Raw genomic sequence first — 25,605 nt, 5'->3', positions numbered from 1 at the left:
GTCAGGGTAGCGATGTTGCGTAACAACCAGACAGACCGGACGGCAGCCGACGGCGTTCCCTTGGACGCAAAGCCCGCCAGCACTGCGCTGGTGCCGCTGGTCCAGACGGCGGAATGGTCGTCGAGCCACGAACCGCCCCAGCCCGACTCCAGTTTCGTCACTCAACTGATGGCGATGGGCGAGCAGAGCCCGCAGGCGCACAGCCTGCGGCAGGCAACCGCGTCTGACGCGCTATCCGCCTACCGGACCAGCCAGCACCGGGCCGATGCCGGTCCCCGGGCACGGCAAATCATCTGAAACCATCCGGTTAACGCGGCGGCTGTTCCGCCGATGGGGGGACGCCGCCGGGCTGTAGTTCCGGAGAAGGAACTTGCGGCGACGCCGGGCTTGAGGCGGCGGGTTGCACCGGGTCAGGTTCGGAACGGCCCAGCGGCACGGCTTCGGCAGCCGGCACTTCCGGTGCGGGAACAGATACGGACGCGGGCGCAGGCATCGGCGCCGGATTGAAATGGGGTTCGGCTGCGGGCGGCTCGCTGTTACGGGCGCTCTGCCGGGATATCGCGGGCGCGGCCACGGCCGCTCTTCCTCGCCGGACATGCAGCGCGCTGCCCGACAGGAAATCGGCCAGCGAAAGCAAAGCCAGCAGGAAATAGGTCGAGTTGCCGAATCGCGGCCACATCACGAATTCGGCGGCCGCGCAGCCGAAGATGATCAGCGACAGCAGGTGATCAGTAAGATATTTCGCGCCGGGACGGGCGCCCTTGATGACTTCGAGCAGCAACAGCAGGATGCCGAGCGTCAACAGAACGTCGCTCAGCGTCACCGGCCACTCGGCGCCCGACACCAGGGGCAGGTTCACCAGCGTCTCGGTGAAGGAGACGCCGGGCATCAGGAAGACGATGATGTTGTAGATCGCGACCGGAATCAAAAGCAGCGGAAAACCGACCATAGACGACGGCGCCTTATTTTCGAGCGGGAGAATCAGTGTGTCCTCAGGCGAAGCCTGGGATACCCCTAACAACCCGCCGCTGGAACCGTCTTAATCTCACGCATTGGCCGAATTCAGGCCGCGCCGCCACCCGATGGGCTCGACCCTGGTCGCAAGGCCGATGCCCGAGCCTTAATAGCCCGGGCAAATCGCGCCGCAATCAGGATTCTTTCTTCTTCAGAACCTGCCGGCCCTTGTACATGCCGGTTTTCAAATCGAGGTGATGCGGACGGCGCAGCTCGCCGGAATCCTTGTCCTCGGCATAGGTCGGCTTTTTCAGGGCATCCGCCGAACGGCGCATGCCACGCCGTGACGGCGATGTTTTTCTTCGGGGAACGGCCATATCGGTATCCTCTAGGAGTATTTGCAGGGGCATCGTCCGCAGCCGGACGGCTCAGCGCTTAGGGAGCGCGCGCGAGCTGAAACGCCGATAAGGGCGGGCTTATAGAGGATGATGCCGCACAAGGCTATAGCGTTTTCGAGCGAAATGGGCACCGGTCGGCGTGAGGAAACCGCGTCAAAACAGAAGTTCAAGGCGGTTTTCACGGCCAAAACAGGCCGATATCGGCTCAAAAGGCACGATTTTCACGCCAGCACCGTGGCAATTCCTGAGCCTGGGCGCGGGCCATATAGGTCCCGGCCAGCCGGCGCACCCCGGGGCCCGGATTGCGGGCGCTGCGTTTGACCGGATTGGGCAGGATCGACGCCAGCAACGCCGCCTCGCGCGGCGACAGGCCCGAGGCCGGATGGCCGAACGCGTATATCGCCCCGGCATCCGCGCCGAACTGGCCGGACGGCCCGAGCTCGGCGATATTGAGGTAGATCTCCAGGATCCGCTGTTTCGGCAGCACGAAATCGATCCAGAGCGCCAGCGGAAACTCGAGCGCCTTGCGGACCACGCTGCGTCCCGGCCACAGGAACAGGTTTTTCGCCACCTGCTGGGTGATGGTCGAGCCGCCGCGGGTCGCCTCGCCCTCTTCCGCGTCCTCGATCACGCCGTTCAGGGCATCCCAGTCGATGCCGTGATGGGTGCAGAATTTCGCGTCCTCGGCCGCGACCACCGAGCGCGGCAGCGCGGGCGACATCGCGCCGAGATCGATCCATTGCCGCGACACCGGCGCTCCCTTCAGCCAGCGCCAGGCCATCAATGTCGACACCGGATGGCCGACGCGATAGAGCGGCGCCAGCAGATAGGGCAGCGCCAGCACCATGATCAAAATCAGCAATAAATTCCGGGCAATGCGCAAATCTGATGTTTCTGGTTCGGTCCCGATCCCCTGAATGGACCGGCCTTGGGTGACATCTTTATGATAATACATGGGTTTTCCAGCGCTTTTAAGGCGCAGGCCAACCTGCCACTGGAATTGACGAAGCCTCTGCCATAACCGATTGTCCGGCCAAATCGATCTGGAGCTATTCTTGATGACCGGTACTGCCATCGACTTTTCGAAACGCCTGGACCAGACTGCGGAGGACACCGAAGCCCTGCTGGCGAGGCTCCTGGCCGACGCGCCGCTGCCCGACGAGATCGTCCGCCCGAAGCGGCTGATCGAGGCCATGCGTTATTCGAGCCTCGGCGGGGGCAAGCGGCTGCGTCCGTTCCTGGTGGTCGAAAGCGCCGCCGCGTTCGGCGTGGCGCGCGAAGCCGCGCTGCTGGCGGGCGCGGCGCTGGAATGCATTCACTGCTATTCGCTGATCCATGACGACCTTCCGGCGATGGACAACAGCGATCTGCGCCGCGGCCGTCCCACACTGCACAAGGCCTATGACGACGCCACCGCGATCCTCGCCGGAGACGCGTTGTTGACGCTCGCCTTCGACATCATCACCCGCGACGAGATCCACAAGGACGCCAATGTGCGCCTCCTGCTCACGCGCGCGCTGGCGCGGGCCGCCGGCATCGGCGGCATGGCGGGCGGCCAGATGCTCGACCTCGCCGGCGAGGGCCGATTCGGCGACCGCGAGCCGGTCGACGTCGCGCGGTTGCAGCAGATGAAGACCGGCGCGCTGCTGCGCTATGGCTGCATCGCCGGCGCCATCCTCGGCCAGTCCTCGCAAAAGGAATATCAGGCGCTCGACGATTACGGCCGCGCGCTCGGCGAAGCGTTCCAGATCGCCGACGACCTGCTCGACGTCGAGGGCGACGCGACGGCGCTCGGCAAGCAGACCGGACAGGACGCGGCGCTGGGCAAGACCACATTCGTCACCCAGCTCGGAATCGAGGGCGCCAAAAAGCGGGTGGGCGACCTGTTGGCGCGCGCCGATGCCGCGCTTTCGATCTTCGGCGCCAAGGGCGACGTGCTGCGCGCGGCAGCGCGTTTCGTCGCCGACCGCAAGAACTGACGGGCGGCGATGGCGGGCAAGGAAACCGAAGATCCCGTCGTTCTACGCTTCCGGAAGATGGCGAGGCCGCTCCGCCTGGTTTACGGGCGGCCCCGTACTTTCATCTCCGTCGCCATCGGAATCCTGGCGTTCCTGCTGCAGCCCGCCTCGCTGCGGCCGGTGACCCGCGCGCTGGTCGGCTGGGACATCTTCGTCGCGGCGTATCTGTTGCTGGTATATGCGATGATGCTGCGCAGCGGGCTGGCGCATATCAAGCGCAACGCGGTGCTGCAGGATGACGGCCGCTTCCTGATCCTGCTGGTGACCGCACTCGGCGCATTCGCCAGCATCGCCGCGATCGTGTTCGAGCTCGGCGCCTCACATCACAGCGTGCCGGAACTGGCGCTGGCCACCGTGACGATCGCGCTGTCATGGGCCGCGGTGCATACCACCTTCGCGCTGCATTACGCGCATGAGTTCTATCGCGGCGCCAAGCCCGGCGGCTTGCAGTTTCCAAGCGGCGACACCCACGAAAATGCCGACTACTGGGACTTCGTCTATTTCTCGTTCGTGATCGGCATGACCGCGCAGGTCTCGGATGTCGGCATTACCAACAAGACGATCCGCCGTACCGCGACCGCGCACGGCATCGCCTCCTTTATCTACAACACCGCGCTGGTCGCCCTGATGGTCAACATCGCCGCCAGCGCGATTTGAGTGACGGGAAAACCTCATTCCGGGGCGCGCATTTTGCGCGTGGCCCCGAAACCCTGGTTCGCGGGCTGCGATCGGGGAAATTCCACGACCGGCCACCCCGACGCGCCTTCCGCCGCATTGACCTCGCCGAACCAGCAGGCAAATTAGCGGGCATCATGGAAGCCAGGTTCCAGATTTTTTTGGTGTTGCTTGTGGTGCTGGCGGGCACCGCGCTGTTGGCGCGGCGCATCAATGTCGCGCCGGCGATCCTGCTGCTGCTGGCCGGCGTCGCGCTCGCCTTCGTACCGGGCATACCGTCGCTGGAATTGCCGCCCGAACTGGTGCTGCTGGTGGTGCTGCCGCCGCTGATCTACTCGGCCAGCGTCGCCATGAGCTGGCGTGAATTCAAATTCAACCTGCGTCCGATCATCCTGCTCGCGGTCGGCTCGGTGATCTTCACGGCTTTTGTGGTGGCGGCCGGCACCCACTATTTGATCGGGCTGCCGTGGAATGTCGGTTTCCTGCTCGGCGCCATTGTGGCGCCGCCGGACGTGGTGGCGCCGCTGGCGATCGCCCGCAGGCTGGGTCTGCCGCGGCGGATCCTGGTGATACTGGAAGGCGAAGGGCTGGCGAACGATGCCACCGCGCTGATCCTGTATCGCTTCTCGGTGGCGGCGATCTCGACCGGCATGTTTTCGCTGACAAAGGCGAGCGGCACGTTTGTCGCGATCAATGTGAGCGAGGTCATGTATGGCATCGCCGTCGGCTGGCTCAGCTTAAGGGCACGCCGTTTCGCACGCGATCCGCAGGTCGAGATCACGCTATCCTTGCTCACGCCCTACATCGCTTATTGGATACCTGAGCATCTCGGCGGCTCCGGCGTGATCGCAACCGTGGCCTGCGGCCTCTATATGAGCTGGAACGGGCCGCTATTGATTTCGGCGACAACGCGCCTGCAGGGCATCTTCTTCTGGGACTTGGTGATCTACCTGATCGAAGGGCTGCTGTTCCTGCTGACCGGCTTCCAGATGCGCTCGCTGATCGAGAAATCGAAAGCGTTTCCGCTGGACGATATTCTGTTAGCGATCGCGGTCGTCATCACCGTCGTCGTCATTGCGCGCTTCGCCTGGGTATTTTCAGTGAGCTACCTGCAGCGGCAGTGGGACAAGCGCCGCGGCCAGCGCGACCGGCTGCCGAGCTGGCAGGGAACATTCGTCGTCGCTTTCACTGGCGTCCGCGGCACGGTCTCGCTGGCGGCGGCGCTGGCGCTGCCGTTCACGCTGCCTGACGGCGAGGCCTTCCCCTACCGCGACCTGATCCTGTTTTGCAGCTTCGGTGTCATCTTCATCACACTGGTCGGCCTCGGCATCACGTTACCCTGGGTGACGCGATGGCTCGGCCTCGCCGACGCCGGACACACCGAACATGTCGCTGAGCTGCAGGCCGAAATCGCCGCACGGCGTGAAGCGCTCGGCGCCGCGCTCAAATCACTCGATGCCATCACCGACGACCGCGAACTGTCCGACGAGGTGGTCAAGCTGCTGCGTGCTCGCCACGAGACGCGGGTCAACCAGCTCCCGGATTCGCTCGATCCCGAAGCGGACGATGTCTCGGCGGCGGGAATCGACCTGACGCGCGAACTGATCACTTCGGAGCGGAAATTCATCCACATCCTGCTGCGCGACGGCAAGATCACCGACGAGACCAGGCGCCACATCGAGCGCGATCTCGACCTCGAGGAAGCGAGTCTCGCTAACCGCGAATATCGCGAGATGTGACGCCCTACACCGGCCGCTCGCCCTTGATCGTGACGCGGGTGCCGGCGCGGGTATGCGGCCAGTAATCCCACATCGCGCGGTGCTGGGCGCAGCGATTGTCCCAGAAGGCGACGGCGTTTTCGGTCCAGCGGAAGCGGCACTGAAACAGCGGGTTCTCGGCGTGCTGGTAGAGATAGGCCAGCATGGCGTCGCTCTCGTCTCTGGGGATGCCGACAATGTGCCGGGTGAAGCCGCGGTTGACGTAAAGCGCCTTCCGGCCCGTCGCCGGATGGGTGCGGATGACAGGATGTTCGGCGCTGGGATAGCTCGGCCGGTCGGCGACGCCGTAATTGGCGTAGAGCCCGCGATAGATCGGCTCGCCGTCATGCAGCGCCGTCAGCCCGCCGAGATAGGTCTTCATCCGATCCGACAGCGCGTCATATGCCGCATACATGTTGGCGAACAGCGTATCGCCGCCGCGCGGCGGGCACTGCCTGATATGGAGGATCGAGCCCATCGGCGGCTCGGGATCGCAGGAGACGTCCGAATGCCAGCCCTCGCCATTGGCGCGCGGTGAATCCTTGTCGGCATAGATCTTCATCAGCGCGGGATCGTCACCCTCATGCGGGGCGGCGGGATGAATGTGCAACTCGCCGAACTTGCGGCCGAAGGCGAGATGCTGTTGCGGCGTGATGTGCTGGTCGCGAAAAAAGATCACGAGGTTTTCGGCCAGTGCGCGATGGATCTCGTCGATCTGGCGGTTCGATCGGATGTCGTCCGAGACCATTGCGCCGATGTCGACGCCCGAAATCTCCGCGCCGATGATCGGGGTCAGCTTTTCGACACCGATGGTTTCATAGGGCTCGCCTTCGCCGGCCAGATGCCGGTAGCGAGGTCCCTGCCTGCCGGAAAGCGAACTCATGATGTTCTCCCATCGCGCGTGATTGGAGGCACCGTAGCCCGCGCCGAAGGAAGCGCAAAATGAGCGTGGCTTTTTCTAGTTTTCGGCGTTGCGGCGAAAGGATTATTCCGCCGCCGTCACCATCGCCGCAGGCGTCTTGCTGCCGCCGCCATAGCGCTGGTCGATATAGTCGATCACCAGCGCCTTGAAGTCGGCGGCGATGGTCGGTCCGCGCAGGGTACGGAATTTCTTGCCGTCGACGAACACCGGCGCGGCCGGCGCTTCGCCGGTGCCGGGCAGCGAGATGCCGATATTGGCGTGCTTGGATTCGCCGGGGCCATTGACGATGCAGCCCATCACCGCGACATTCAGGCTCTCGACTCCCGGATATTGGGTCTTCCAGCCCGGCATTTCGTCGCGGATGAAATCCTGGATGCTGCGCGCCAGCTCCTGGAACGTGGTCGAGGTGGTGCGGCCGCAGCCGGGGCAGGCCGCGACCAGCGGCACGAAGGTGCGGAAGCCCATGGTCTGCAACAGTTCCTGCGCGACCTGGACTTCGAGCGTGCGATCACCACCGGGCTCGGGCGTGAGCGAAATCCGGATGGTGTCGCCGATGCCGTCCTGCAACAGGATGCCGAGCGCCGCGGACGAGGCCACGATGCCCTTCGATCCCATGCCGGCTTCGGTGAGGCCGAGATGGATCGCATAGTCCGAACGCGCCGCCAGATCCTGATAGACCGCGATCAGATCCTGCACGGCAGAAACCTTTGCCGAAAGGATCATCCTGTTTTTGGGCATGCCGAGTTCCTGCGCCCGTGCGGCCGACAGCAGCGCCGACTGCACCATGGCCTCGCGGGTCACCGCGCGGGTATCACGCGGGTTGGGCGAAGCGGTGTTCTCGTCCATCAGCTTGGTCAGCAGTTCCTGATCGAGCGAACCCCAATTGGCGCCGATGCGGACCGGCTTGTCGTTCTTGTTCGCGATCTCGATGATGTCGGCGAATTGCGTATCGCGCTTGTTCTTGAAGCCGACATTGCCGGGATTGATGCGGTATTTGTCGAGCGCCTCGGCGCAGGCCGGATAGTCGGCCAGCAGTTTGTGGCCGATATAGTGGAAATCGCCGATCAGGGGCGTGGTGATGCCGCGCTTGCGTAAGGCATCGCGGATATGGGGCACCGCGGCCGCCGCCTCTTCGCGATCGACCGTGATCCGCACCATCTCGGAGCCCGCCCGCGACAGCGCCGCGACCTGCGCCACCGTGCCTTCGATATCGGCGGTGTCGGTATTGGTCATCGATTGCACGACAATCGGGGCGCCCCCGCCGACCGCGACCTCGCCGACCATGACCTGGGTGGTTTGATGCCGTGCCCTGGGGCCGGCGATGTCATCTTGCAGCGGTTTTTCGAGCTTGTTCATGGGACCACAAATATCAGGTTTTGGTGACATTCAGCAATGGATCGGCGGGAACCGGCGTCAACGGCCTCGGGCGATTAACCAGAAAAAGTCCAGCAATCACAAGCAGGGCCGCGGCACCGAAGGCCAGCGTCAAGGCATCATGCATGATGAAATAGCTAGCCACGACGCCAAACAAAGGGGTGATGAAGGTAAAAGCCGACAATTTGCTGGCAGAATAGGCCCGGACCAGACCAAACCAGATCGTGAAGGTCAATCCGACCACCCAGACCGCCTGGTAGGCCAAGAGCGACAATGCCAGCGGCCCCGGAACCCGAACCAGGGTTTCGCCCGACATCCAGGCCGCCAGGGCAAGAATCGGGATCGACAGCGTCACCTGATAGACCATCACTTTTTCCGGCGGCGCCGTGCGCAACGCGGTGGCTTTCGCGACGATCGTCGTGGCCGCCCACAGCGCGCCGCCGCACACGATCAGGATATCGCCCAGGAGCACCCTGGCATCGACATCGGCCTGGGGAACGCCGATCGCGAGCGCCACGCCGGCAAAGCTCAACGCCAGTCCGCCCCATTGCGAGGCGGTCAGGCGCTCGCCGAGGAATTGATAGGAGCCGAGCGCCACGAAAAACGGCGCGGTGTAGAGAAACACCACCGCGCGCGAGGCCGACGTCAAAAGCAGGCCGCTGTAGATCAGCATGAATTCGATGCCGAACACCGCACCCGCGAACAGCCCGGCGCCAAGCGTGCCGTCGCGTTCGAACAGCTTCACGCCGCGCAGCCATGCGATCAGCAGCAGCACGGGCAACGCCCCTGCGGAACGGAAGGTCGCCTGCAGCATCGGCGGAATATCCGGCAGCGCCAGCTTGACTGCGATCTGGTTGAACCCCCAGCTCAGGCACAACATCAGCATCAGCGCGACGGCGGACGGGCTGAGCGGACGCCCCGCCGGCAGGTTCAGTTGATTTGACGACATTTCTTCCCAGGGGCGCGGCTTGACACCGCGTTGTTGTTTTCCGTGGTGGTTATCCGCTCAGGATGCCTTCTGACAATGCGCGCAGGTGCCGGTGATTTCGACCACCGACAATGTCGGCGTAAAGCCGGTGGCGCGCGCCGCGGCGTTGAGGCTTTGCGCCAGGGGCGCGGCCGGAATCTCTCCGACCGAGCCGCATTGTTCGCAGATCAAGAAGGCGATCATCGCGGCGGCATCGTGGTCGTGCGCGCAGGCCAGGTAGGCGTTGCGGCTTTCGATGCGATGCACGAGCCCGTTGTTCATCAAGAAATCCAGCGCGCGGTACACCGTGATCGGCGCCGGCCGCGGCATCGATTTGGCAAGTTCGTCGATCACCTCATAGGCGCCGAGCGGCCGGTGGCTGGACAACAGCGCTTCCAGCACCTGCCGCCGGATCGGGGTGAATTTCTGCGCCCGCCGCTCGCAGACCCGCTCGGCATGCGATAGCGCGTCCGCGGCGCAGCGGCCGTGGTCATGATCGGGGGTCGGAAATGTCGGTCTGACGGCTGTCATTCCACCATGATGTAGCATTTCGTCGGATAATCCCAAATCCTTGCCGGTATTTTTACCGAGATTCCCGCCGATTCGAGCCATGTGCTTCTGGCGGGGCAGCCTTCCATTAACCTGCCATGATTAATTCATAAGCTAGCTTATTATATCTCAAGCTTACGGAGATGAATAACCGCGATGCCCCACGGTCCCGTGGACATGAACTTCCTGTTTACCTTGGGTGAATTGCAACGCCTGATGCGGCTTTACGCCGACAAGCAGGCCGCGCGACACGGCATCACCCGTGCGCAATGGGCGGTGCTGGTCAAGGTCGAGCGAGTTGAAGGCCTGAAGCAGACGGAACTCGCCGAACAGATGGAAATGCAGCCGATTACGCTGACGCGGCTGATCGACAAGCTGTGCGAGAGCGGCTGGATCGAGCGCCGCGGCGACGAGACCGACCGCCGTGTCAACCGGCTCTATCTGCGCAAGGCCGCGCGTCCGCTGCTTGGAAAACTGAGCGGGCTACGCTCCGAAATCACCTCGACCGCGCTCGGCGGCATCAATCCGGCCGATGCGCATCGCCTGCTCACCCAACTGGAATTGATCAAGGAAAACGTGCGTCACGCGATCCAGGATCCGTCCGGCGCGTCCGCAAAGAAAGAACAAGTTTATGGCTGACCCCGTCCTCAAATTTAAACCCGAACAGAAGGACAATCCGCGGGATTCCGGCAAGAGCGCTGCCGCGCCGCGGCGCAGTCTGGTCGGCGGCCTGCGGCGCTACCGCCGCGTGCTGCTGCTCGTGGTGCTGCCGATCGTGGCTATCATCGGCGGATTCGCCTTCTATCTCAGCGGCGGCCGCTATGTCGGCACCGACGACGCTTATGTCGGCGCACAGAAGGTGCTGATCACCCCCGATATTTCCGGCAAGATCGAGAAGGTCGTGGTCAAGGAAGGACAGCTGGTCCAGCAGGGCGACGTGTTGTTCGAGATCGATCCGGTGCCGTTCCGGCTGGCCGCGGACCAGGCCAGGGCCGCGCTTGAACAGGCCAAGACCACCTTCAACAACCTCGGCTCCAACATCAAGATTTACCAGCAGATGGCCGACCTGATGCAGCAGGCCTCCGACCTGAAGCAACGCGACGTTGACCGCAAGTCGACGCTTGCCAAGAGCAGTTTCGGCTCGCAGCTCGACCTCGACAACGCTTCGACGGCGCTGGTTACCACGCAGGCGGAATACGCCTTCGTCCAGCAGCAGCTTTCCTCGGCCAAAACCCAGTTGCTCGGCAGGGACGATCTGCCGCTCGAGGAATTCCCGCCCTATTATCAGGCCAAGGCCGCGCTGGCCCAGGCCGAGCGCAATCTCGACCACACCGTGATGCGCGCGCCGATGGCCGGCATCGCCACCCAGGTCGACCAGATCCAGCTCGGCCGCTTCGTCGTCGCCGGCACGCCGGTGTTCAGCGTCATCGACGTCGCCAAGCCCTGGGTCGACGCCAATTTGAAGGAATCGGACTTCACCCATCTCGCGGTGGGGCAGCAGGTCGATATCGACGTCGACGCCTTTCCCGACCATGCCTTCAAGGGCAGCGTCGGTTCGCTGAGCCCCGGCACCGGCGCGCAATTCGCGATCCTGCCGCCGCAGAACGCCACCGGCAATTTCGTCAAGGTGGTGCAGCGCATCCCGGTCAGGATCTATTTCGACAGCAACGACAAATACGTGCAGAAGCTGAAGGCCGGCATGAGCGCCTACACCACGATCGACACCGGCCATCACCGGTCGCTCGCGGCGCTGCTCGGCTTCTCGCGGGCCGCGGCGAGCCAGGACTAACGCCATGAGCCCGACGCCCGCGGCGTCCAGCGCCGTCCCCGGCATGCGCCGGAACATGGTGACGATCTGCGCCATGACGGCAACGATCATGCAGGCGCTGGACACCACCATCGCCAACGTCGCGCTGCCTTACATGCAGGGCACGCTGTCGGCGTCGCAGGACCAGATCAACTGGGTGCTGACGTCCTATATCGTGGCGGCGGCGATCATGACGGCGCCAGTGGGCTGGATCGCCAACCGCTTCGGCCGCAAGCGCGTCTTCATCATCTGCTCGGCCGGCTTCACCATCGCCTCGGTGATGTGCGGCCTGGCGCAGGACATCAACCAGATGGTGCTGTTCCGCTTGCTGCAGGGCATGTTCGGCGCGGCGCTGGTGCCGCTGTCGCAGGCGGTGATGCTCGACTCCTATGCGCTGCATGAGCGCGCCAAGGCGATGTCGATCTGGGGCATGGGCGTGATGATGGGCCCGATCATGGGGCCCTCGCTCGGCGCCTGGCTGACCGAGACCTATTCCTGGCATTGGGTGTTCTTCGTCAACATCCCGTTCGGCATCGTCACGGTGGCCGGTCTCATGGTCTTCATGGACGAGACCAAGAAGAATCTCGAATTGCGGTTCGACTGGTTCGGCTTCGCGGCGCTCGCGGTCGGCATCGGCTCGCTGCAAATCGCGCTCGACCGCGGCGAACAGCTCGGCTGGCTGGAATCCAACGAAATCATCATCGAGTTTGTCGTCGCGGTGGTCGGCTTTTATTATTTCTTCGCGCACTCATTCACCACCGAGAAGCCGTTCATCCAGTTTGCGATCTTCACGGACAGGAATTTCGTCGGCGGCTGCGTGTTCATGACGGTGATGGGTCTGGTGCTGTACTCGACCATGGCGCTGTCATCGCCCTATTTGCAGAACGTGATCGGCTATCCGATCATCACCGCCGGCGTGCTGCTGGCGAGCCGCGGCTGTGGCACCTTCGTCGCGATGATGCTGGTCGGCCGCATGATGCGCTTTATCGAGGCGCGCACGCTGATCATCGCCGGATTGGGCCTGACCGGCCTGTCGCTGTTCTACATGACCGGCTGGACCGATCAGACCGGCGTTCCGGAGATCGTGACCATCAGCATCATCCAGGGCTTCGGCTTCGGGCTGGTGTTCGTGCCGCTCTCCACGGTGGCGTTCCTGACTCTGCCCAACCACCTGCGCACCGACGGCACCTCGATGCTGACCCTGTTGCGCAACGTCGCAAGCTCGATCGGCATTTCCGTCGTCATCGCACAGCTCACCGAAGGCGGACGCCGCACCTATGCGGTCCTGTCGGAGCATATCAATCCGTTCAACCAGTCGCTGCAGATGCCGGACGTTCGCGGCCTGATCGACCTGAATTCCGACTCCGGCCGCGCTTTGGCGGATGTCGTCGTTACCGCGCAGGCCCAGATCATCGCCTTCGCGCGCGACTATCAGCTGGTGATGTTCTTCATCCTGGGCTCGATTCCGCTCGCGATCATCGTCGGCTCGACGAAAGTGGCCCTGCGCGCGCAATCGGCCAACCCGGCCGATGCGGCGGAACATGCGGCGGTGATGGATTGAAAGCGGCGCACCGCTAAGGCTTTAATCGGTGGATGGCCGGGTCAGGCCCGGCCATGACGATGCGAAGTGCCGCGAGGGCAACCTTCACAGATCGAAAAACACCGTCTCGTTCTCGCCCTGCAGGCGGATATCGAAATGGTAGACGGCGTTGCCATTGCCGGGCTGGCGCGTGGCGATCAGCGTCGCGCGCCGGTCGGCCGGCACCAGCGCCATCACGGGATCGGCAGCATTGCCGGCCTCGCCGCCGAAATAAATCCGCGTATAGAGATGCAGCAGCATGCCGCGCGCGAAGATGGCGAGCAGAAGATGCGGCGCCTGCGGCTTGCCGTCGGGATCTGGCACCGAGCCTGGACGGATGGTGTCGAACACATAATCGCCATTGGCGTCGGTGCCGCAACGGCCGAATCCCTTGAAGGTCGAATTCGGCAGCGCGCGCCTGTCCTGCGGATCGGAAAAGCGCCCCTGCGCGTCGGCCTGCCAGATCTCCAGCATGCAATCGGGCACCGGCTGGCCGTCGCCGTCAAGCACCCGGCCCTCGACGCGGATGCGATCACCGGACGTCTCCGGCGTAACCAGATTGTTTGTGAAGGCATCGTTCCAGTCATATGCGCCACCCGGCGTCAGCCCGTATTTGAAGAACGGACCGACAGTCTGCGATGGCGTAAGTCCCTCGACTTTCTCTTGCACTATTTCGTCTCCATCGGCGTGGCATTGCGTCCGCGCAGCACAATGTTGAAGCGGTAGCAAAGCGCCCAGTTCGGCTGGGTGTTCTCCAGGTCGAACGCGGAGACCAGCCGCGCCCGGGCCTTCTCGTCCGGCACCGAATTGAAGATCGGATCGAACGGAAACAGCGGATCGCCCGGAAAATACATCTGCGTGACCAGGCGCGAGATGAAGGAATAGCCGAACACGGAGAAATGGATATGCGCCGGGCGCCAGGCGTTGGGATGGTTGCCCCAGGGATAGGCGCCGGGCTTCACCGTGATGAACTTGTAATAGCCCTCGGCATTGGTCTGCGCGCGGCCTGCGCCGGTGAAATTCGGATCGAGCGGCGCCGGATGCTGATCGACGACATGGACGTAGCGGCCGCAGGCATTGGCCTGCCATAACTCGACCAGCGCGTCCGGCACGCCGCGGCCGTCCTCATCAAGCACATGGCCATGCACGATGATGCGCTCGCCGAGCGGCTCGCCCTTGTGCTGGATGGTGAGATCGTGATCGTTCTCGCGCACCGTTGCGTGGCCGTATACCGGTCCGGTCAGTTCCGACAGCGTGTGGCGCATCGGGATCAGCGGCTTTTGCGGCGATCGTTTCAAGGTGCTGCGATAGTCCGGCGACAGCCGCGGTGGATGCGCGATGTTGCTCTCGACGGGATAGATGAGGGTCATGTTGTTTCCTCCTCCTATGCTTTCTCGTCATTGCGCGCGAGACAACGCAATTTATCCTCCGTCATTCCGGGATGGTGCATCGGCACCAGACCCGGAATCTCAAGATTCCCCGATGTGCAATTACACATCGTAGCTCGATGCGTTGCATCGCCCCGGAATGATGGAGGATAAGTTACGTCGCCGCGCTCCCCGCAATGACTCCTGACTGATTGACCTCAGTTCAACTTCTCGATCGCCATCGCCACGCCCTGGCCGACGCCGACGCACATCGTGGCAAGCGCGCGCTTGCCGCCGCGCTTCTCCATGCCATGCACCGCCGTCATCGCCAGCCGCGCGCCGCTCATTCCCAAGGGATGACCGAGCGCGATGGCGCCGCCATGCGGATTGACGAAGTCGGCATCGTCCTTGACGCCGAGTTGGCGCAGGCACGCTATGCCCTGCGAAGCGAAGGCTTCATTGAGCTCGATCAAATCGAAATCGCTGATTTTCAGCCCCAGCCGCTCCATCAGCTTGCGGGTCGCGGGCACCGGCCCGATGCCCATGATGCGCGGCGGTACCGCCGCCGAGGCAAGGCCGAGGATTCGCGCCCGCGGCGTCAGCCCGTGCTTCTTCACCGCGGCTTCGGAAGCGAGGATCATCGCGGCGGCGCCGTCATTGACGCCCGATGCGTTGCCGGCAGTCACCGTACCGGGGTTGCGCACGATCGGCTTCAGCTTCGCCAGCCCTTCGAGCGTGGTTTCCGGACGCGGATGCTCGTCCTTGTCGACCGTAATCGGGCCGGTCTTGCCGCCGGGGGCCGAGATCGCGATGATTTCCTCGGCAAAATAGCCTGAGGCGATCGCCTGGCCGGCACGCTGCTGCGAGCGGATCGCAAACGCGTCCTGATCGGCGCGCGAGATCTGGAATTCCTCGGCGACATTCTCGCCGGTCTCGGGCATTGCATCGACGCCGTATTGCGCCTTCATCAGCGGATTGATGAAGCGCCAGCCGATGGTGGTGTCGAAGATCTCCGCCGAGCGCGAAAACGCTTCCGCCGCCTTGCCCATCACGAACGGCGCCCGCGTCATCGATTCGACGCCGCCGGCGACCGCGAAATCGATCTCGCCGGCGCGAACCGCCCGCCCCGCGGCCCCGACCGCATCGAGCCCGGAGGCGCAGAGCCGATTCAAGGTCTGGCCCGGAACCGAATCCGGCATGCCCGCGAGTAGCAGCGCCATGCGCGCCACGTTGCGGTTGTCTTCGCCGGCCTGATTGGCGCAGCCGAAATAAACCTCGTCAACCGCCGACCAGTCGAGCTTCGGATGCCTGGCCATCAGGGCCTTGATCGGGGCAGCCGCCAGATCGTCGGCACGCACCTTGGCCAGCGAGCCGCCGAACCGGCCGATGGGGGTCCTCACGGCGTCGCAAATGAACACATCGCGCATCGAATCTCTCCCTGACTGCCGCGTTCCGGGCGTTGAAGATTAAGGCATTGACGGCGAGTTGTAGGAGTGCGCCCGCGGCAGGTCAATTCACCGCCGCCCGCTTTCATGCAAGGTCGGCCATGCCGGGAAGTTCGGGACCGACACCGGGCCGTTGAGGGGTGGAAAACCCGGACGGCCGCGGCAAAGCAATAGGACCGGGCGGCGGAATTCGGTAGTTTGCCGGCCCGGGCGCATGGTTCTGATCGGATCAGAACCGCGCGACCGATTATCGTTCGACGCGTTTTCTTCGCGCGAACCGGTGCTTCACTTCACTCGAAACGCTTTTGATGACAGTCCAGCAATCCATTCCCATGCCACCGGACGCCGCGCCGACCCCTGAGGCATCGGCGCGCGTCACGCCGATGATGGAGCAGTACCTCGAAATAAAGGCCGCCAATCCCGGGCTATTGCTGTTCTACCGGATGGGCGATTTCTACGAGCTGTTCTTCGAGGATGCCGAACTCGCCTCGAAAGCGCTCGGCATCATGCTGACCAAGCGCGGCAAGCACCAGGGCGCCGATATCCCGATGTGCGGCGTGCCGGTGGAACGTTCCGACGATTATCTGCATCGGCTGATCGCACGGGGTTTTCGCGTCGCGGTCTGCGAGCAGATGGAGGATCCGGCCGCGGCGCGCGCGCGCGGCAACAAGAGCGTGGTGCGCCGCGACGTGGTGCGGCTGGTGACGCCGGGCACGCTGACCGAAGACACGCTGCTCGACGCGCGGGCCAATAATTATCTGCTGGCGATCGCGCGCGCCCGCGCCTCCGCTGGGAACGACCGTCTTGGCCTCGCCTGGATCGACATCTCGACCTCCGAATGCATGGTCACGGAATGCGCGACCGGCGAACTGGCCGCGACGCTGGCGCGCATCAACCCCAACGAGGTCATCGTCACCGACGCGCTCTATGGCGATAGCGACCTGGGACCGCTGTTGCGGGAACTGCCGGCGGTGACGCCGCTGACCCGCGACGTCTTCGACAGCGCCACCGCCGAACGCCGGCTGTGCGATTATTTCGCGGTCGCCACGATGGACGGTCTGAGCGCGTTGTCGCGGCTGGAAGCGACGGCGGCGGCCGCCGCCGTCACCTATATCGACCGCACACAGGTCGGCAAGCGCCCGCCGCTGTCGCCGCCGACGCGCGAAGCCGCCGGCACCACCATGGCGATCGACCCCGCCACCCGCGCCAATCTCGAATTGACGCGGACGCTTTCCGGCGAGCGGCGCGGATCGCTGCTGGACGCCATCGACTGCACCGTGACCTCGGCCGGATCGCGGCTGCTGGCGCAGCGATTGGCTGCGCCCCTGACCGACAGCGCCGCGATTACCCGCCGGCTCGATGCGATCGGCGCCTTTGTCGCCGACAGCGCGACGCGCGACGATATCCGCAACGTGCTGCGCGCCGCGCCGGATATGTCGCGCGCGCTGGCGCGATTGTCGGTCGGACGCGGCGGCCCACGCGATCTTGCCGGTCTCCGCGACGGCATCCTCGCCGCCGATCAGGCGCTGGCGTCGCTCGGGCAGATCAACGATCCGCCGCAGGAGATCGCCGCCGTCGCGGACGCGCTACGCCGGCCCTCGCGCGGCCTGGCGCGCGAGTTCGAACGCGCGCTGGCCGAACAATTGCCGTTGATCAAGCGCGACGGCGGCTTCGTCCGCGAAGGCTATGACAGCGCACTCGACGAGACCCGCAATCTGCGCGATGCCTCGCGCCTCGTGGTCGCCGCGATGCAGGCGCGCTATGCCGACGAGACCGGCATCAAGGGCCTGAAGATCCGGCACAACAATGTGCTCGGCTATTTCGTCGAGGTGACGGCGCAGCATGGCGACAAGTTGATGACGGCGCCCCTGAACGCGACCTTCATCCATCGCCAGACATTGGCCGGCCAGGTCCGTTTCACGACCTCCGAACTCGGCGAGATCGAGGCCCGGATCGCCAATGCCGGCGACCGCGCGCTCGGGCTGGAACTGGAGATTTTCGAACGGCTCTGCGCAATGGTCGCCGAGGCCAGCGAGGATCTGCGCGCCGCAGCGCACGGCTTCGCGCTGCTCGATGTCGCGACCGCTCTGGCGAAGCTGGCCGTCGACGACAATTATGTGCGGCCCGAAGTCGACGGCTCGCTCGGCTTCGCCATCGAGGGCGGACGGCATCCCGTGGTCGAGCAGGCGCTGAAACGCGACGGACAGCCCTTCATCTCCAATGCCTGCGACCTGTCACCGGGACCGGGCCAGAAATCAGGCCAGATCTGGCTGATCACCGGCCCGAACATGGCGGGCAAATCGACCTTCCTGCGCCAGAACGCCTTGATCGCGCTGCTGGCGCAGATCGGCAGTTTCGTGCCGGCGGCGCGCGCCCGCATCGGCATTGTCGACCGGCTGTTCTCGCGGGTCGGCGCCGCCGACGATCTGGCGCGCGGCCGCTCCACCTTCATGGTGGAGATGGTCGAGACGGCGGTCATCCTCAACCAGGCCAGCGAACGTTCGCTGGTGATCCTGGATGAGATCGGCCGCGGCACCGCGACCTTCGACGGGCTGTCGATCGCCTGGGCCGCGATCGAACATCTGCACGAGAGCAACCGCTGCCGCGCGCTGTTCGCGACGCACTACCACGAACTGACCGCGCTCTCGGCCAGACTGCCGCGGCTGTTCAACGCCACCGTGCGCGTCAAGGAATGGCAGGGCGACGTGGTATTCCTGCACGAGGTGCTGCCCGGCTCGGCCGACCGCTCCTACGGCATCCAGGTGGCGAAGCTCGCCGGCCTGCCCGCGCCTGTGATCGCGCGCGCCAAATCGGTGCTGGCGAAACTGGAAGCCCAGGATCGCGGCCAGACCGCACGCGCGCTGGCCGACGACCTGCCGCTGTTCGCCGTGCCGTCGCGCGCGGCCGCCGAGCCCACGCCGCCAAGCGAGGCCGAGCAAGTGATCGAGGCCGTGAAGGCGCTGCATCCGGACGAGATGTCGCCGCGCGAGGCGCTGGAGGCGCTCTATGCGTTGAAGGCGAAGCTGCCGAAGCAATAGATGTGAACTTTCCGGAGCTACGTCGCGAGATTCCGGGGCTGGTGCCGACGCACCATCCCGGAATGACGGGATCGGTGCCCGAGCCTCCACAACGAGGAATTCCAGCTCACACCCTGTGCAGGCTTACCGCAACCTTCGGGCCGTTTCTGATGGTCTGGTAGACCACGCAATAGCGCTCAGTGAGTTTCAGCAGCAGATCGAGCTTGTCCTGTGGCGCTGGCGTATCGACATCGAAGCGCAAGCGGATTTCCGCGAAGCCCACCGGCGCTTCCTTATCGATGCCGAGCGTACCGCGAAAATCGAGATCGCCTTCGGCTACCACGATGCCGGTCTTCAACGGGATTTCGATCGCGGTAGCCACCGATTTCAGCGTCACGCCGGCGCAGGCGACCAGCGCCTCGAGCAGCATGTCACCCGAGCACAGTTCGAGCCCGGAACCTCCGGTGGCGGGGTGAAGCCCGGCGACCGCCAAGGCGCGGCCGGTTTCGACCTTGCAGGCGATGCCTTCGCTATCGATCGAGCCCTTGGCTTTGAGCGTGATGACGGCCGATTTCGGATCGGCCTTGTAGCGTTCCTTGATCGGGGCCTGGGTGGCGCGGAGTTCGGCGGCGTCCATTTCTGTCCTCCCGGATATATTTTGCGACCGGATGTAAGAGGTTGGGAGCTCCGTGTCATCACCGCCCAGAACCCACGGCATCGACGCCGGGCTTTCCGGGCCGGCCTCCCTTGCGAAAATTCCCGTTGTTTCCATATGTTACCTATCAGTCGGACGCGGAAGCCTTGGCCTGCCGGCCGCCCCGGCATGGAGGGCATGGCCCGATGGCCGCCGAATGCAAGGCCGCGTCGTCGTGATCTAAGATTGTCCCGTGACAGCATCGGCTGCGTTCGGTATCGGGTTAGGTCATGGACAATATTGTGACAGAAGCCCGCCCTGAAACCGACGATCGTTTCGATACCGCGCGGATCACCGCCGCCGTCGATGCGCTCGCGGAAAAACATGCCGGCCGCGAGGATGCTTTTCGCGCCGCGATGGCGCAGCTCCTGAAGGCCGAACTGATCGAGGCGCGCAAGGTCGCGCAGGCGGTGCTGCTGAAGGACCGGCACGGGCGGCGCTGCGCCGAACGGCTGTGTTTCGTGCAGGACGAAATCATCCGCATCCTGTTTTCCGCCGCCACCCGCCATCTCTATCGCACGCCGATCCCGTCCGGAGCCGAGCGCATGGCCGTGGTCGCCACCGGCGGTTATGGCCGCGGGCTGATGGCGCCGGAATCCGATATCGATCTGTTGTTCATCCTGCCTTACAAGCAGACCGCCTGGGGCGAGCAGGTCGCCGAAGCCATTCTCTATTGCCTGTGGGACATGGGGTTGAAGGTCGGCCACGCCACTCGCTCGGTCGACGAATCGATCCGGCAGGCGCGCGGCGACATGACGATCCGCACCGCGATCCTCGAGACCCGGTTCCTGACCGGCGACCGGCCGCTCTACGACGAACTGGTCACCCGCTTCGACAAGGAAGTGGTGCAGGGCACGGCGGCCGAATTCGTCACCGCCAAGCTCGCCGAACGCGAGGAACGCCATCGCCGCGCCGGACAATCACGCTATCTGGTCGAACCGAACGTCAAGGATGGCAAAGGCGGTTTGCGCGACCTGCACACGCTGTTCTGGATCGCGAAATATGTCTATCGCGTGCGCGAGACCGAGGAACTGTTCGAACGGGGCGTGTTCGACGCCCAGGAATACCGCACCTTCCGCCGTTGCGCGGATTTCCTGTGGTCGGTCCGCTGCAATCTGCATTTCGTCTCGGGCCGGCCGGAAGAACGGCTGTCGTTCGACATGCAGCGCGAGATCGCGGTGCGGCTCGGCTATACCTCGCATCCCGGCATGCAGGATGTCGAACGCTTCATGAAGCATTATTTCCTGATCGCCAAGGATGTCGGCGATCTCACCGCGTTCCTGTGCGCCAAGCTGGAAGACCAGCAGGCCAAGCCGGCACCGGTGCTGAGCCGCATGATGGCGCGGTTGCGGCCAAACCCGAGGCATCGGCGGGTGCCCGACAGCGACGATTTCATCGTCGACAACAACCGTATCAACCTCGCCGCCCCCGACATCTTCAAGCACGATCCGGTCAACCTGATCCGGATCTTCCGCCTCGCGCAAAAGAACAATCTGGCGTTCCATCCGGATGCGATGCGCACGGTGACGCGCTCGCTGCGGTTGATCAACACCGAGTTGCGCGAGAATCCGGAAGCCAACCGGCTGTTCATGGAGATCCTGACCTCGAACGACGCCGAGATCGTGCTGCGGCGCATGAACGAGACCGGCGTGCTCGGCCACTTCATCCGCGCCTTCGGCAAGATCGTGTCGATGATGCAGTTCAACATGTACCACCATTATACGGTGGACGAGCATCTGATCCGCTGCGTCGGTTTCCTGCAGGAGATCGAACGCGGCGGCAACGACGAATTCATCGTCGCCAGCGACCTGATGCGCAAGATTCGTCCCGAGCATCGTCCGGTCATCTATATCACCGTGCTGCTGCACGATATCGCCAAGGGCCGGCCCGAGGACCACTCGATCGCCGGCGCCAAGGTGGCGCGGCGGCTGTGCCCTCGGCTCGGGTTCAACGCCGCCGACACGGAACTGGTGGCATGGCTGATCGAAGAACATCTGACCATGTCGACGGTGGCGCAGTCGCGCGACCTCTCCGATCGCAAGACAATCGAGAATTTCGCCGCCGTCGTCCAATCGGTCGAGCAGATGAAGCTGCTGACGATCCTGACCACCGCGGATATCCGCGGCGTCGGCCCCGGCGTCTGGAACGGCTGGAAGGCGCAGCTTTTGCGCACGCTCTATTACGAAACCGAGCCGGTGCTGACCGGCGGGTTCTCGGAAGTCAACCGCACCCGTCGCCTGGCGGTGGCGCAGTCGGAATTCCGCGCGGCTTTCTCCGAATGGCCGGAGCAGGAACTCAACGCCTATATCGCGCGCCACTATCCGGCGTATTGGCTCAAGGTCGAACTGGCGCGCAAGATCCGTCACGCCCGCTTCATGAAGGCGAGCGAGGAGGCCGGGCACAAGCTCGCGATCAATGTCGGCTTCGACGAGGCGCGCGGCGTCACCGAACTGACCATCCTCGCCGTCGACCATCCCTGGTTGCTGTCGGTCATCGCCGGCGCCTGCGCTTCCGCCGGCGCCAATATCGTCGACGCGCAGATCTACACCACGACCGACGGCCGCGCGCTCGACACCATCGCGATCACGCGGGAATACGACCGCGACGAGGACGAGGGACGGCGCGCGACGCGGATCGGCCAGATGATCGAGGATGTGCTCGAGGGCAAACTGCGCCTGCCCGAAGTGGTGGCGCGCCGCGGCTCGGCGCGGGGCAGGACCCGCGCCTTCGTGGTCGAGCCGGAAGTGAGCATCAACAACCAGTGGTCCGACCGCCATACCGTGATCGAAGTGTCCGGCCTCGACCGTCCCGGCCTGCTCTACCAACTGACCACCGCGCTGTCGAAACTGAACCTCAATATCGCCTCCGCCCATGTCGCGACCTTCGGCGAGCGCGCCCGCGACGTGTTCTACGTCACCGACCTGTTGGGCGCGCAGATCAATGCCCCGACGCGCCAGGCCGCGATCAAGAGCGCGCTGTTGCATCTGCTTGCCAGCGACGAGGAAGCCACCAAGCCCGCCGCGTGATCGCGGGCGGCCTGGCTTCGTTCATTTCAGAGACTTCTGCTATTGCTGCGCGGCGTTTATCATCGGACGCACATTTCGCGCGAGCCGTTGGCTTGTAAATCACGGATTCTCGGTCGGGGGAACGCCACATGATCCGGATCGCCAACATCGCGGTGGCTCTGGTCGCCGCGCTGCATCTTTATTTCCTGGTGCTGGAGATGTTTTTCTGGACCAGGCCGCTGGGGCTCAAGACCTTTCGCAACTCGCCGGAAAAAGCCGCCGACTCCGCGGTGCTTGCCGCCAATCAAGGGCTGTATAACGGCTTTCTGGCCGCGGGCCTGATCTGGGGACTGGTCCAGACCGTTCCGGCCTTCGCCTTCGAGATCAAGCTGTTCTTTCTCATCTGCGTGATCGTGGCCGGCGTCTATGGCGCCGCAACGGTCAGCCGCAGGATCCTGCTGGTGCAGGCCGCGCCCGCCGCGGTCGCGCTGATCCTGCTTTTACTGGCATGACACTGCCGGCATCCGGCGCCTATCGTCGACATCGACGCCACCTCGACTGCAAAAGACGTGGATGGCCGACGAAGCCCGGCCACGGCGGAAAGCGGAAATGGCGCGCCAACGGTAGGGTTACTCGCCCGTAAATCATTATCGATGAAGCACTTGCCGACCCACCGCGCCGCCCGCGTTAACCATCGTTTAAGACGGCCTTAAACCCATCCCGCTAGTCTTTGCGCGGGAAAATCTGGGCGTTTGCGGATGGCGTGGGGACGGAAAAAAAGCGGCGGACGCAAGGAGCCGCAATTCGGGCTCGGCGCCTCGCTTGCCGAATTGCGTCTCAATCCGCAGGATCGCATTCCGCACGCCGAAACCAAGCCGAAGAAATCGCCCGCCAAACGCAAACCCGAAAATGACGACGCCGACGATCCGCCGCCGGAGCGCAAGCCGCGCCCCAGCCGTAGCGGCGCTAAACGCCGATCGAAATCGCGCCTCAGCATCACCCGCCTGTTCTATTGGGGCGTGGTGCTTGGCCTGTGGGCCGCGATCGCGGTGGTTGGAGTCGTGGTCTGGGTAGGCGCGCATCTGCCGCCGATCCAGTCGCTCGAAATCCCGAAGCGGCCGCCGACGATCCAGATCGTCGGGCTTGACGGCAGCGCGCTGGCGACGCGCGGCGAAATGGCCGGCGCCAATGTCGCGCTGAAGGATCTGCCGCCATACCTGCCGAAGGCCTTCATCGCGATCGAGGACCGGCGGTTCTATTCGCATTATGGCGTCGACCCCTGGGGCATCCTGCGCGCGGCGGTGGCGAACCTGCTGCATCACGGCGTGTCGCAGGGCGGCTCGACGCTGACCCAGCAGCTCGCCAAGAACCTGTTCCTGACCCAGGAACGCACGGTCCAGCGTAAATTGCAGGAAGCCGAGCTCGCGATCTGGCTGGAGCGCAAGCATTCCAAGAACGAGATCCTCGAACTTTATCTCAACCGGGTCTATTTCGGTTCCGGCGCCTATGGTGTCGAGGCCGCGGCGCAGCGCTATTTCGGCAAGTCGGCGAAGAACGTGACGCTGGCGGAAGCCGCGATGCTTGCGGGCCTCGTCAAATCGCCGTCGCGGCTGGCACCCAACCGCAATCCCGAAGGCGCCGAGAAGCGCGCCCAGACCGTGCTGGCCACAATGGCGGAAGCCGGGTTCATCACCGAGGCGCAGGCGCAGGCCGCCAGCGCCCACCCCGCCTACACGGTCAAGCCGGCCGGCGCCGGCACCATCAATTATGTAGCCGACTGGATCGGCGAAGTGCTCGACGATCTGGTCGGCCAGATCGACGAGGACATCGTGGTCGAGACCTCGATCGACCCCAAGCTACAGAGCATCGCCGAAGCCGACGTGATCGACGAACTCGCGGCCAAGAGCGTGAAATTCAATGTCAGCCAGGGCGCGCTGGTGGCTATGACGCCGGACGGCGCCGTGCGCGCCATGGTCGGCGGCCGCAATTATGCCGAGAGCCAGTTCAACCGCGCGGTGACCGCGAAGCGCCAACCGGGCTCGGCGTTCAAGCCCTTCGTCTATCTCACCGCGATCGAAGCGGGGCTCACGCCGGATACGGTGCGGCAGGACGCGCCGGTCAACGTCAAGGGCTGGAAACCCGAGAATTTCGAGCACGAATATCTTGGCCCGGTCACGCTGACTCAGGCGCTGTCGATGTCGCTCAACACGGTCGCGGTGCGGCTGGTGATGGAAGTCGGCGCCAGCAACGTGGTCCGTACCGCGCACCGGCTCGGTATCGCATCCAGGCTCGATCCCAACGCCTCGATCGCACTCGGCACGTCGGAAGTGTCGCTGACCGAGCTGGTCGGCGCCTATGTGCCGTTCGCCAATGGCGGCCAGGGCATCACCCCGCATGTCGTGCTCAAGATCCGCACCACCGGCGGCAAGCTGCTGTATGCGCGCCAGCCGGACCAGCTCGGCCAGGTCATCGACCCGCGCAATGTCGAGATGATGAACACCATGATGGAGGAGACGCTGCTGTCCGGCACCGCGCGCAAGGGCGAGATTCCCGGCTGGACCGCCGCCGGCAAGACCGGAACCAGCCAGGATTTCCGCGACGCCTGGTTCATCGGCTACACCGCCAATCTCATCACCGGCGTCTGGCTTGGCAACGACGACAATTCGCCGACCAAAAAGGCCACCGGTGGCGGCTTGCCGGTGGAAGTATGGACCCGCTTCATGCGCGCCGCCCATCAGGGCGTGCCGGTCGCAACCCTGCCGGCCTCGCAAGCAACAGGCATTCTCTCGAACCTGGCGCAGGCGGCATCGCAGGTCAGCGCGCCCTCCCCGTCGGCGGCTCCGGCGCCATTGGCGGCAACCGGCGCGAACCGGCCGCCGCCGACGCGAACTTCGGTACGGCCGGAAGCGGATGCGGGACTCGACGGCTGGCTGATCCAGCGGCTGTTCGGTGGCAGCCGGTGAGCGGCGCGGCGATCGCACGGCCGCCGACCTCACGAAGACCGTCATACTCCGCGAAAGCGGAGTATCCAGTAATCACCGGCGGAAGCTATTTTGACCGCGGTGGAATACTGGATC

At 64.4% G+C, this 25,605-nt stretch carries 22 protein-coding genes; 11 read left to right on the top strand and 11 right to left on the bottom strand.

What is annotated here, in order from left to right; all coding sequences use genetic code 11:
• Positions 1–60: 60 nt before the first annotated feature.
• On the top strand, positions 61–297 hold the full coding sequence (locus HB630_RS09640) for a hypothetical protein (RefSeq protein WP_213772013.1): 237 nt from the start codon (positions 61–63) through the stop codon (positions 295–297).
• A 10-nt stretch (positions 298–307) separates the two neighbouring features.
• Here HB630_RS09640 and HB630_RS09635 read toward each other — a convergent pair whose 3' ends face one another.
• The 3 genes from HB630_RS09635 to HB630_RS09625 all read right to left on the bottom strand — a co-directional run bounded on the left by HB630_RS09635 (position 308) and on the right by HB630_RS09625 (position 2,199).
• Positions 308–949, bottom strand: coding sequence for a hypothetical protein (locus tag HB630_RS09635; protein WP_213772012.1), 642 nt, complete (start codon positions 947–949; stop codon positions 308–310).
• 199 nt (positions 950–1,148) lie between these two features.
• Complete coding sequence (gene rpmF / locus HB630_RS09630) at positions 1,149–1,331, bottom strand: 50S ribosomal protein L32 (protein WP_028347701.1); 183 nt, start codon at positions 1,329–1,331, stop codon at positions 1,149–1,151.
• A gap of 226 nt (positions 1,332–1,557) precedes the next feature.
• Positions 1,558–2,199, bottom strand: coding sequence for a transglycosylase domain-containing protein (locus HB630_RS09625; RefSeq protein ID WP_249780801.1), 642 nt, complete (start codon positions 2,197–2,199; stop codon positions 1,558–1,560).
• Between the two features lie 211 nt (positions 2,200–2,410).
• Here HB630_RS09625 and HB630_RS09620 point away from each other — a divergent pair, with 211 nt between their 5' ends.
• From HB630_RS09620 to HB630_RS09610, 3 genes are all read left to right on the top strand, one after another.
• On the top strand, positions 2,411–3,331 hold the full coding sequence (locus HB630_RS09620) for a polyprenyl synthetase family protein (RefSeq protein WP_213772010.1): 921 nt from the start codon (positions 2,411–2,413) through the stop codon (positions 3,329–3,331).
• 9 nt (positions 3,332–3,340) lie between these two features.
• Positions 3,341–4,027, top strand: a complete 687-nt coding sequence (locus tag HB630_RS09615; RefSeq protein WP_213772009.1) for a DUF1345 domain-containing protein — start codon at positions 3,341–3,343, stop codon at positions 4,025–4,027.
• Positions 4,028–4,182: 155 nt separating this feature from the next.
• Positions 4,183–5,784: a Na+/H+ antiporter gene (locus HB630_RS09610; protein WP_213772008.1), complete on the top strand. Its 1,602-nt coding sequence runs from the start codon at positions 4,183–4,185 to the stop codon at positions 5,782–5,784.
• 4 nt (positions 5,785–5,788) lie between these two features.
• Here HB630_RS09610 and HB630_RS09605 read toward each other — a convergent pair whose 3' ends face one another.
• The 4 genes from HB630_RS09605 to HB630_RS09590 form a co-directional block, all read right to left on the bottom strand.
• A complete protein-coding gene (locus HB630_RS09605) occupies positions 5,789–6,685 on the bottom strand; it encodes a TauD/TfdA family dioxygenase (RefSeq protein WP_213772007.1) in 897 nt (298 codons plus the stop codon).
• A gap of 102 nt (positions 6,686–6,787) precedes the next feature.
• Positions 6,788–8,080, bottom strand: coding sequence for a flavodoxin-dependent (E)-4-hydroxy-3-methylbut-2-enyl-diphosphate synthase (ispG, locus tag HB630_RS09600; RefSeq protein WP_213772006.1), 1,293 nt, complete (start codon positions 8,078–8,080; stop codon positions 6,788–6,790).
• Between the two features lie 13 nt (positions 8,081–8,093).
• A complete protein-coding gene (locus tag HB630_RS09595) occupies positions 8,094–9,047 on the bottom strand; it encodes a DMT family transporter (protein WP_213772005.1) in 954 nt (317 codons plus the stop codon).
• 57 nt (positions 9,048–9,104) lie between these two features.
• Positions 9,105–9,596, bottom strand: a complete 492-nt coding sequence (locus HB630_RS09590; protein WP_213772004.1) for a Fur family transcriptional regulator — start codon at positions 9,594–9,596, stop codon at positions 9,105–9,107.
• 174 nt (positions 9,597–9,770) lie between these two features.
• Between HB630_RS09590 and HB630_RS09585 the strand changes: the two genes are divergently transcribed.
• From HB630_RS09585 to HB630_RS09575, 3 genes are read left to right on the top strand one after another with little or no spacing between them, the layout of a single operon-like run.
• Positions 9,771–10,253, top strand: a complete 483-nt coding sequence (locus HB630_RS09585) for a MarR family winged helix-turn-helix transcriptional regulator (RefSeq protein ID WP_213772003.1) — start codon at positions 9,771–9,773, stop codon at positions 10,251–10,253.
• Positions 10,246–11,403: an HlyD family secretion protein gene (locus tag HB630_RS09580; RefSeq protein ID WP_213772002.1), complete on the top strand. Its 1,158-nt coding sequence runs from the start codon at positions 10,246–10,248 to the stop codon at positions 11,401–11,403. Before HB630_RS09585 ends, HB630_RS09580 begins: the two co-directional genes overlap by 8 nt.
• A 4-nt stretch (positions 11,404–11,407) precedes the next feature.
• On the top strand, positions 11,408–12,982 hold the full coding sequence (locus tag HB630_RS09575; RefSeq protein WP_249780776.1) for a DHA2 family efflux MFS transporter permease subunit: 1,575 nt from the start codon (positions 11,408–11,410) through the stop codon (positions 12,980–12,982).
• A gap of 84 nt (positions 12,983–13,066) precedes the next feature.
• Here HB630_RS09575 and pcaG read toward each other — a convergent pair whose 3' ends face one another.
• The 3 genes from pcaG to pcaF all read right to left on the bottom strand — a co-directional run bounded on the left by pcaG (position 13,067) and on the right by pcaF (position 15,794).
• Entirely contained in the window at positions 13,067–13,669 is a 603-nt protein-coding gene (gene pcaG / locus HB630_RS09570) for a protocatechuate 3,4-dioxygenase subunit alpha (RefSeq protein WP_213772001.1), read from the bottom strand.
• Positions 13,669–14,370: a protocatechuate 3,4-dioxygenase subunit beta gene (gene pcaH / locus HB630_RS09565; RefSeq protein WP_213772000.1), complete on the bottom strand. Its 702-nt coding sequence runs from the start codon at positions 14,368–14,370 to the stop codon at positions 13,669–13,671. The genes pcaG and pcaH overlap by 1 nt, the downstream gene beginning before the upstream one ends.
• A gap of 215 nt (positions 14,371–14,585) precedes the next feature.
• Positions 14,586–15,794 (bottom strand): 3-oxoadipyl-CoA thiolase, encoded by a 1,209-nt coding sequence (pcaF, locus tag HB630_RS09560; protein ID WP_213771999.1) that lies wholly within the window; start codon positions 15,792–15,794, stop codon positions 14,586–14,588.
• A gap of 326 nt (positions 15,795–16,120) precedes the next feature.
• Here pcaF and mutS point away from each other — a divergent pair, with 326 nt between their 5' ends.
• Positions 16,121–18,850 (top strand): DNA mismatch repair protein MutS, encoded by a 2,730-nt coding sequence (gene mutS, locus HB630_RS09555; protein WP_213771998.1) that lies wholly within the window; start codon positions 16,121–16,123, stop codon positions 18,848–18,850.
• Between the two features lie 106 nt (positions 18,851–18,956).
• Here the strand turns inward: mutS and HB630_RS09550 are convergent, their stop codons facing one another.
• Complete coding sequence (locus HB630_RS09550; protein ID WP_213771997.1) at positions 18,957–19,466, bottom strand: OsmC family protein; 510 nt, start codon at positions 19,464–19,466, stop codon at positions 18,957–18,959.
• A gap of 287 nt (positions 19,467–19,753) precedes the next feature.
• Here HB630_RS09550 and HB630_RS09545 point away from each other — a divergent pair, with 287 nt between their 5' ends.
• The 3 genes from HB630_RS09545 to HB630_RS09535 all read left to right on the top strand — a co-directional run bounded on the left by HB630_RS09545 (position 19,754) and on the right by HB630_RS09535 (position 25,491).
• Positions 19,754–22,549 (top strand): [protein-PII] uridylyltransferase, encoded by a 2,796-nt coding sequence (locus tag HB630_RS09545; RefSeq protein ID WP_213771996.1) that lies wholly within the window; start codon positions 19,754–19,756, stop codon positions 22,547–22,549.
• A 128-nt stretch (positions 22,550–22,677) separates the two neighbouring features.
• Positions 22,678–23,040: a DUF1304 domain-containing protein gene (locus HB630_RS09540; RefSeq protein WP_213771995.1), complete on the top strand. Its 363-nt coding sequence runs from the start codon at positions 22,678–22,680 to the stop codon at positions 23,038–23,040.
• A 246-nt stretch (positions 23,041–23,286) separates the two neighbouring features.
• Entirely contained in the window at positions 23,287–25,491 is a 2,205-nt protein-coding gene (locus HB630_RS09535) for a penicillin-binding protein 1A (protein WP_213771994.1), read from the top strand.
• Positions 25,492–25,605: the final 114 nt, after the last annotated feature.

The sequence above is a fragment of the Bradyrhizobium sp. dw_78 genome, from assembly GCF_018449525.1.
Taxonomy (GTDB): Bacteria; Pseudomonadota; Alphaproteobacteria; order Rhizobiales; family Xanthobacteraceae; genus Bradyrhizobium.
Note: the sequence above shows the minus strand (reverse complement) of the source record. Positions and strands in the feature narration are given on the sequence as shown.

Excerpts from the sequence above, each read along its gene's own strand:
- HB630_RS09620 (WP_213772010.1), top strand. The coding sequence starts at position 2,411 with ATGACCGGTACTGCCATCGACTTTTCGAAACGCCTGGACCAGACTGCG.
- mutS (WP_213771998.1), top strand. The coding sequence starts at position 16,121 with ATGACAGTCCAGCAATCCATTCCCATGCCACCGGACGCCGCGCCGACC.
- HB630_RS09580 (WP_213772002.1), top strand. The coding sequence starts at position 10,246 with ATGGCTGACCCCGTCCTCAAATTTAAACCCGAACAGAAGGACAATCCG.
- HB630_RS09575 (WP_249780776.1), top strand. The coding sequence starts at position 11,408 with ATGAGCCCGACGCCCGCGGCGTCCAGCGCCGTCCCCGGCATGCGCCGG.
- HB630_RS09615 (WP_213772009.1), top strand. The coding sequence starts at position 3,341 with ATGGCGGGCAAGGAAACCGAAGATCCCGTCGTTCTACGCTTCCGGAAG.
- HB630_RS09535 (WP_213771994.1), top strand. The coding sequence starts at position 23,287 with ATGGCGTGGGGACGGAAAAAAAGCGGCGGACGCAAGGAGCCGCAATTC.
- HB630_RS09610 (WP_213772008.1), top strand. The coding sequence starts at position 4,183 with ATGGAAGCCAGGTTCCAGATTTTTTTGGTGTTGCTTGTGGTGCTGGCG.
- pcaF (WP_213771999.1), bottom strand. The coding sequence starts at position 15,794 with ATGCGCGATGTGTTCATTTGCGACGCCGTGAGGACCCCCATCGGCCGG.
- HB630_RS09585 (WP_213772003.1), top strand. The coding sequence starts at position 9,771 with ATGCCCCACGGTCCCGTGGACATGAACTTCCTGTTTACCTTGGGTGAA.
- pcaH (WP_213772000.1), bottom strand. The coding sequence starts at position 14,370 with ATGACCCTCATCTATCCCGTCGAGAGCAACATCGCGCATCCACCGCGG.
- ispG (WP_213772006.1), bottom strand. The coding sequence starts at position 8,080 with ATGAACAAGCTCGAAAAACCGCTGCAAGATGACATCGCCGGCCCCAGG.
- HB630_RS09540 (WP_213771995.1), top strand. The coding sequence starts at position 22,678 with ATGATCCGGATCGCCAACATCGCGGTGGCTCTGGTCGCCGCGCTGCAT.
- HB630_RS09550 (WP_213771997.1), bottom strand. The coding sequence starts at position 19,466 with ATGGACGCCGCCGAACTCCGCGCCACCCAGGCCCCGATCAAGGAACGC.
- HB630_RS09625 (WP_249780801.1), bottom strand. The coding sequence starts at position 2,199 with ATGGTGCTGGCGCTGCCCTATCTGCTGGCGCCGCTCTATCGCGTCGGC.
- rpmF (WP_028347701.1), bottom strand. The coding sequence starts at position 1,331 with ATGGCCGTTCCCCGAAGAAAAACATCGCCGTCACGGCGTGGCATGCGC.
- HB630_RS09635 (WP_213772012.1), bottom strand. The coding sequence starts at position 949 with ATGGTCGGTTTTCCGCTGCTTTTGATTCCGGTCGCGATCTACAACATC.
- HB630_RS09590 (WP_213772004.1), bottom strand. The coding sequence starts at position 9,596 with ATGACAGCCGTCAGACCGACATTTCCGACCCCCGATCATGACCACGGC.
- HB630_RS09545 (WP_213771996.1), top strand. The coding sequence starts at position 19,754 with ATGGACAATATTGTGACAGAAGCCCGCCCTGAAACCGACGATCGTTTC.
- HB630_RS09595 (WP_213772005.1), bottom strand. The coding sequence starts at position 9,047 with ATGTCGTCAAATCAACTGAACCTGCCGGCGGGGCGTCCGCTCAGCCCG.
- HB630_RS09605 (WP_213772007.1), bottom strand. The coding sequence starts at position 6,685 with ATGAGTTCGCTTTCCGGCAGGCAGGGACCTCGCTACCGGCATCTGGCC.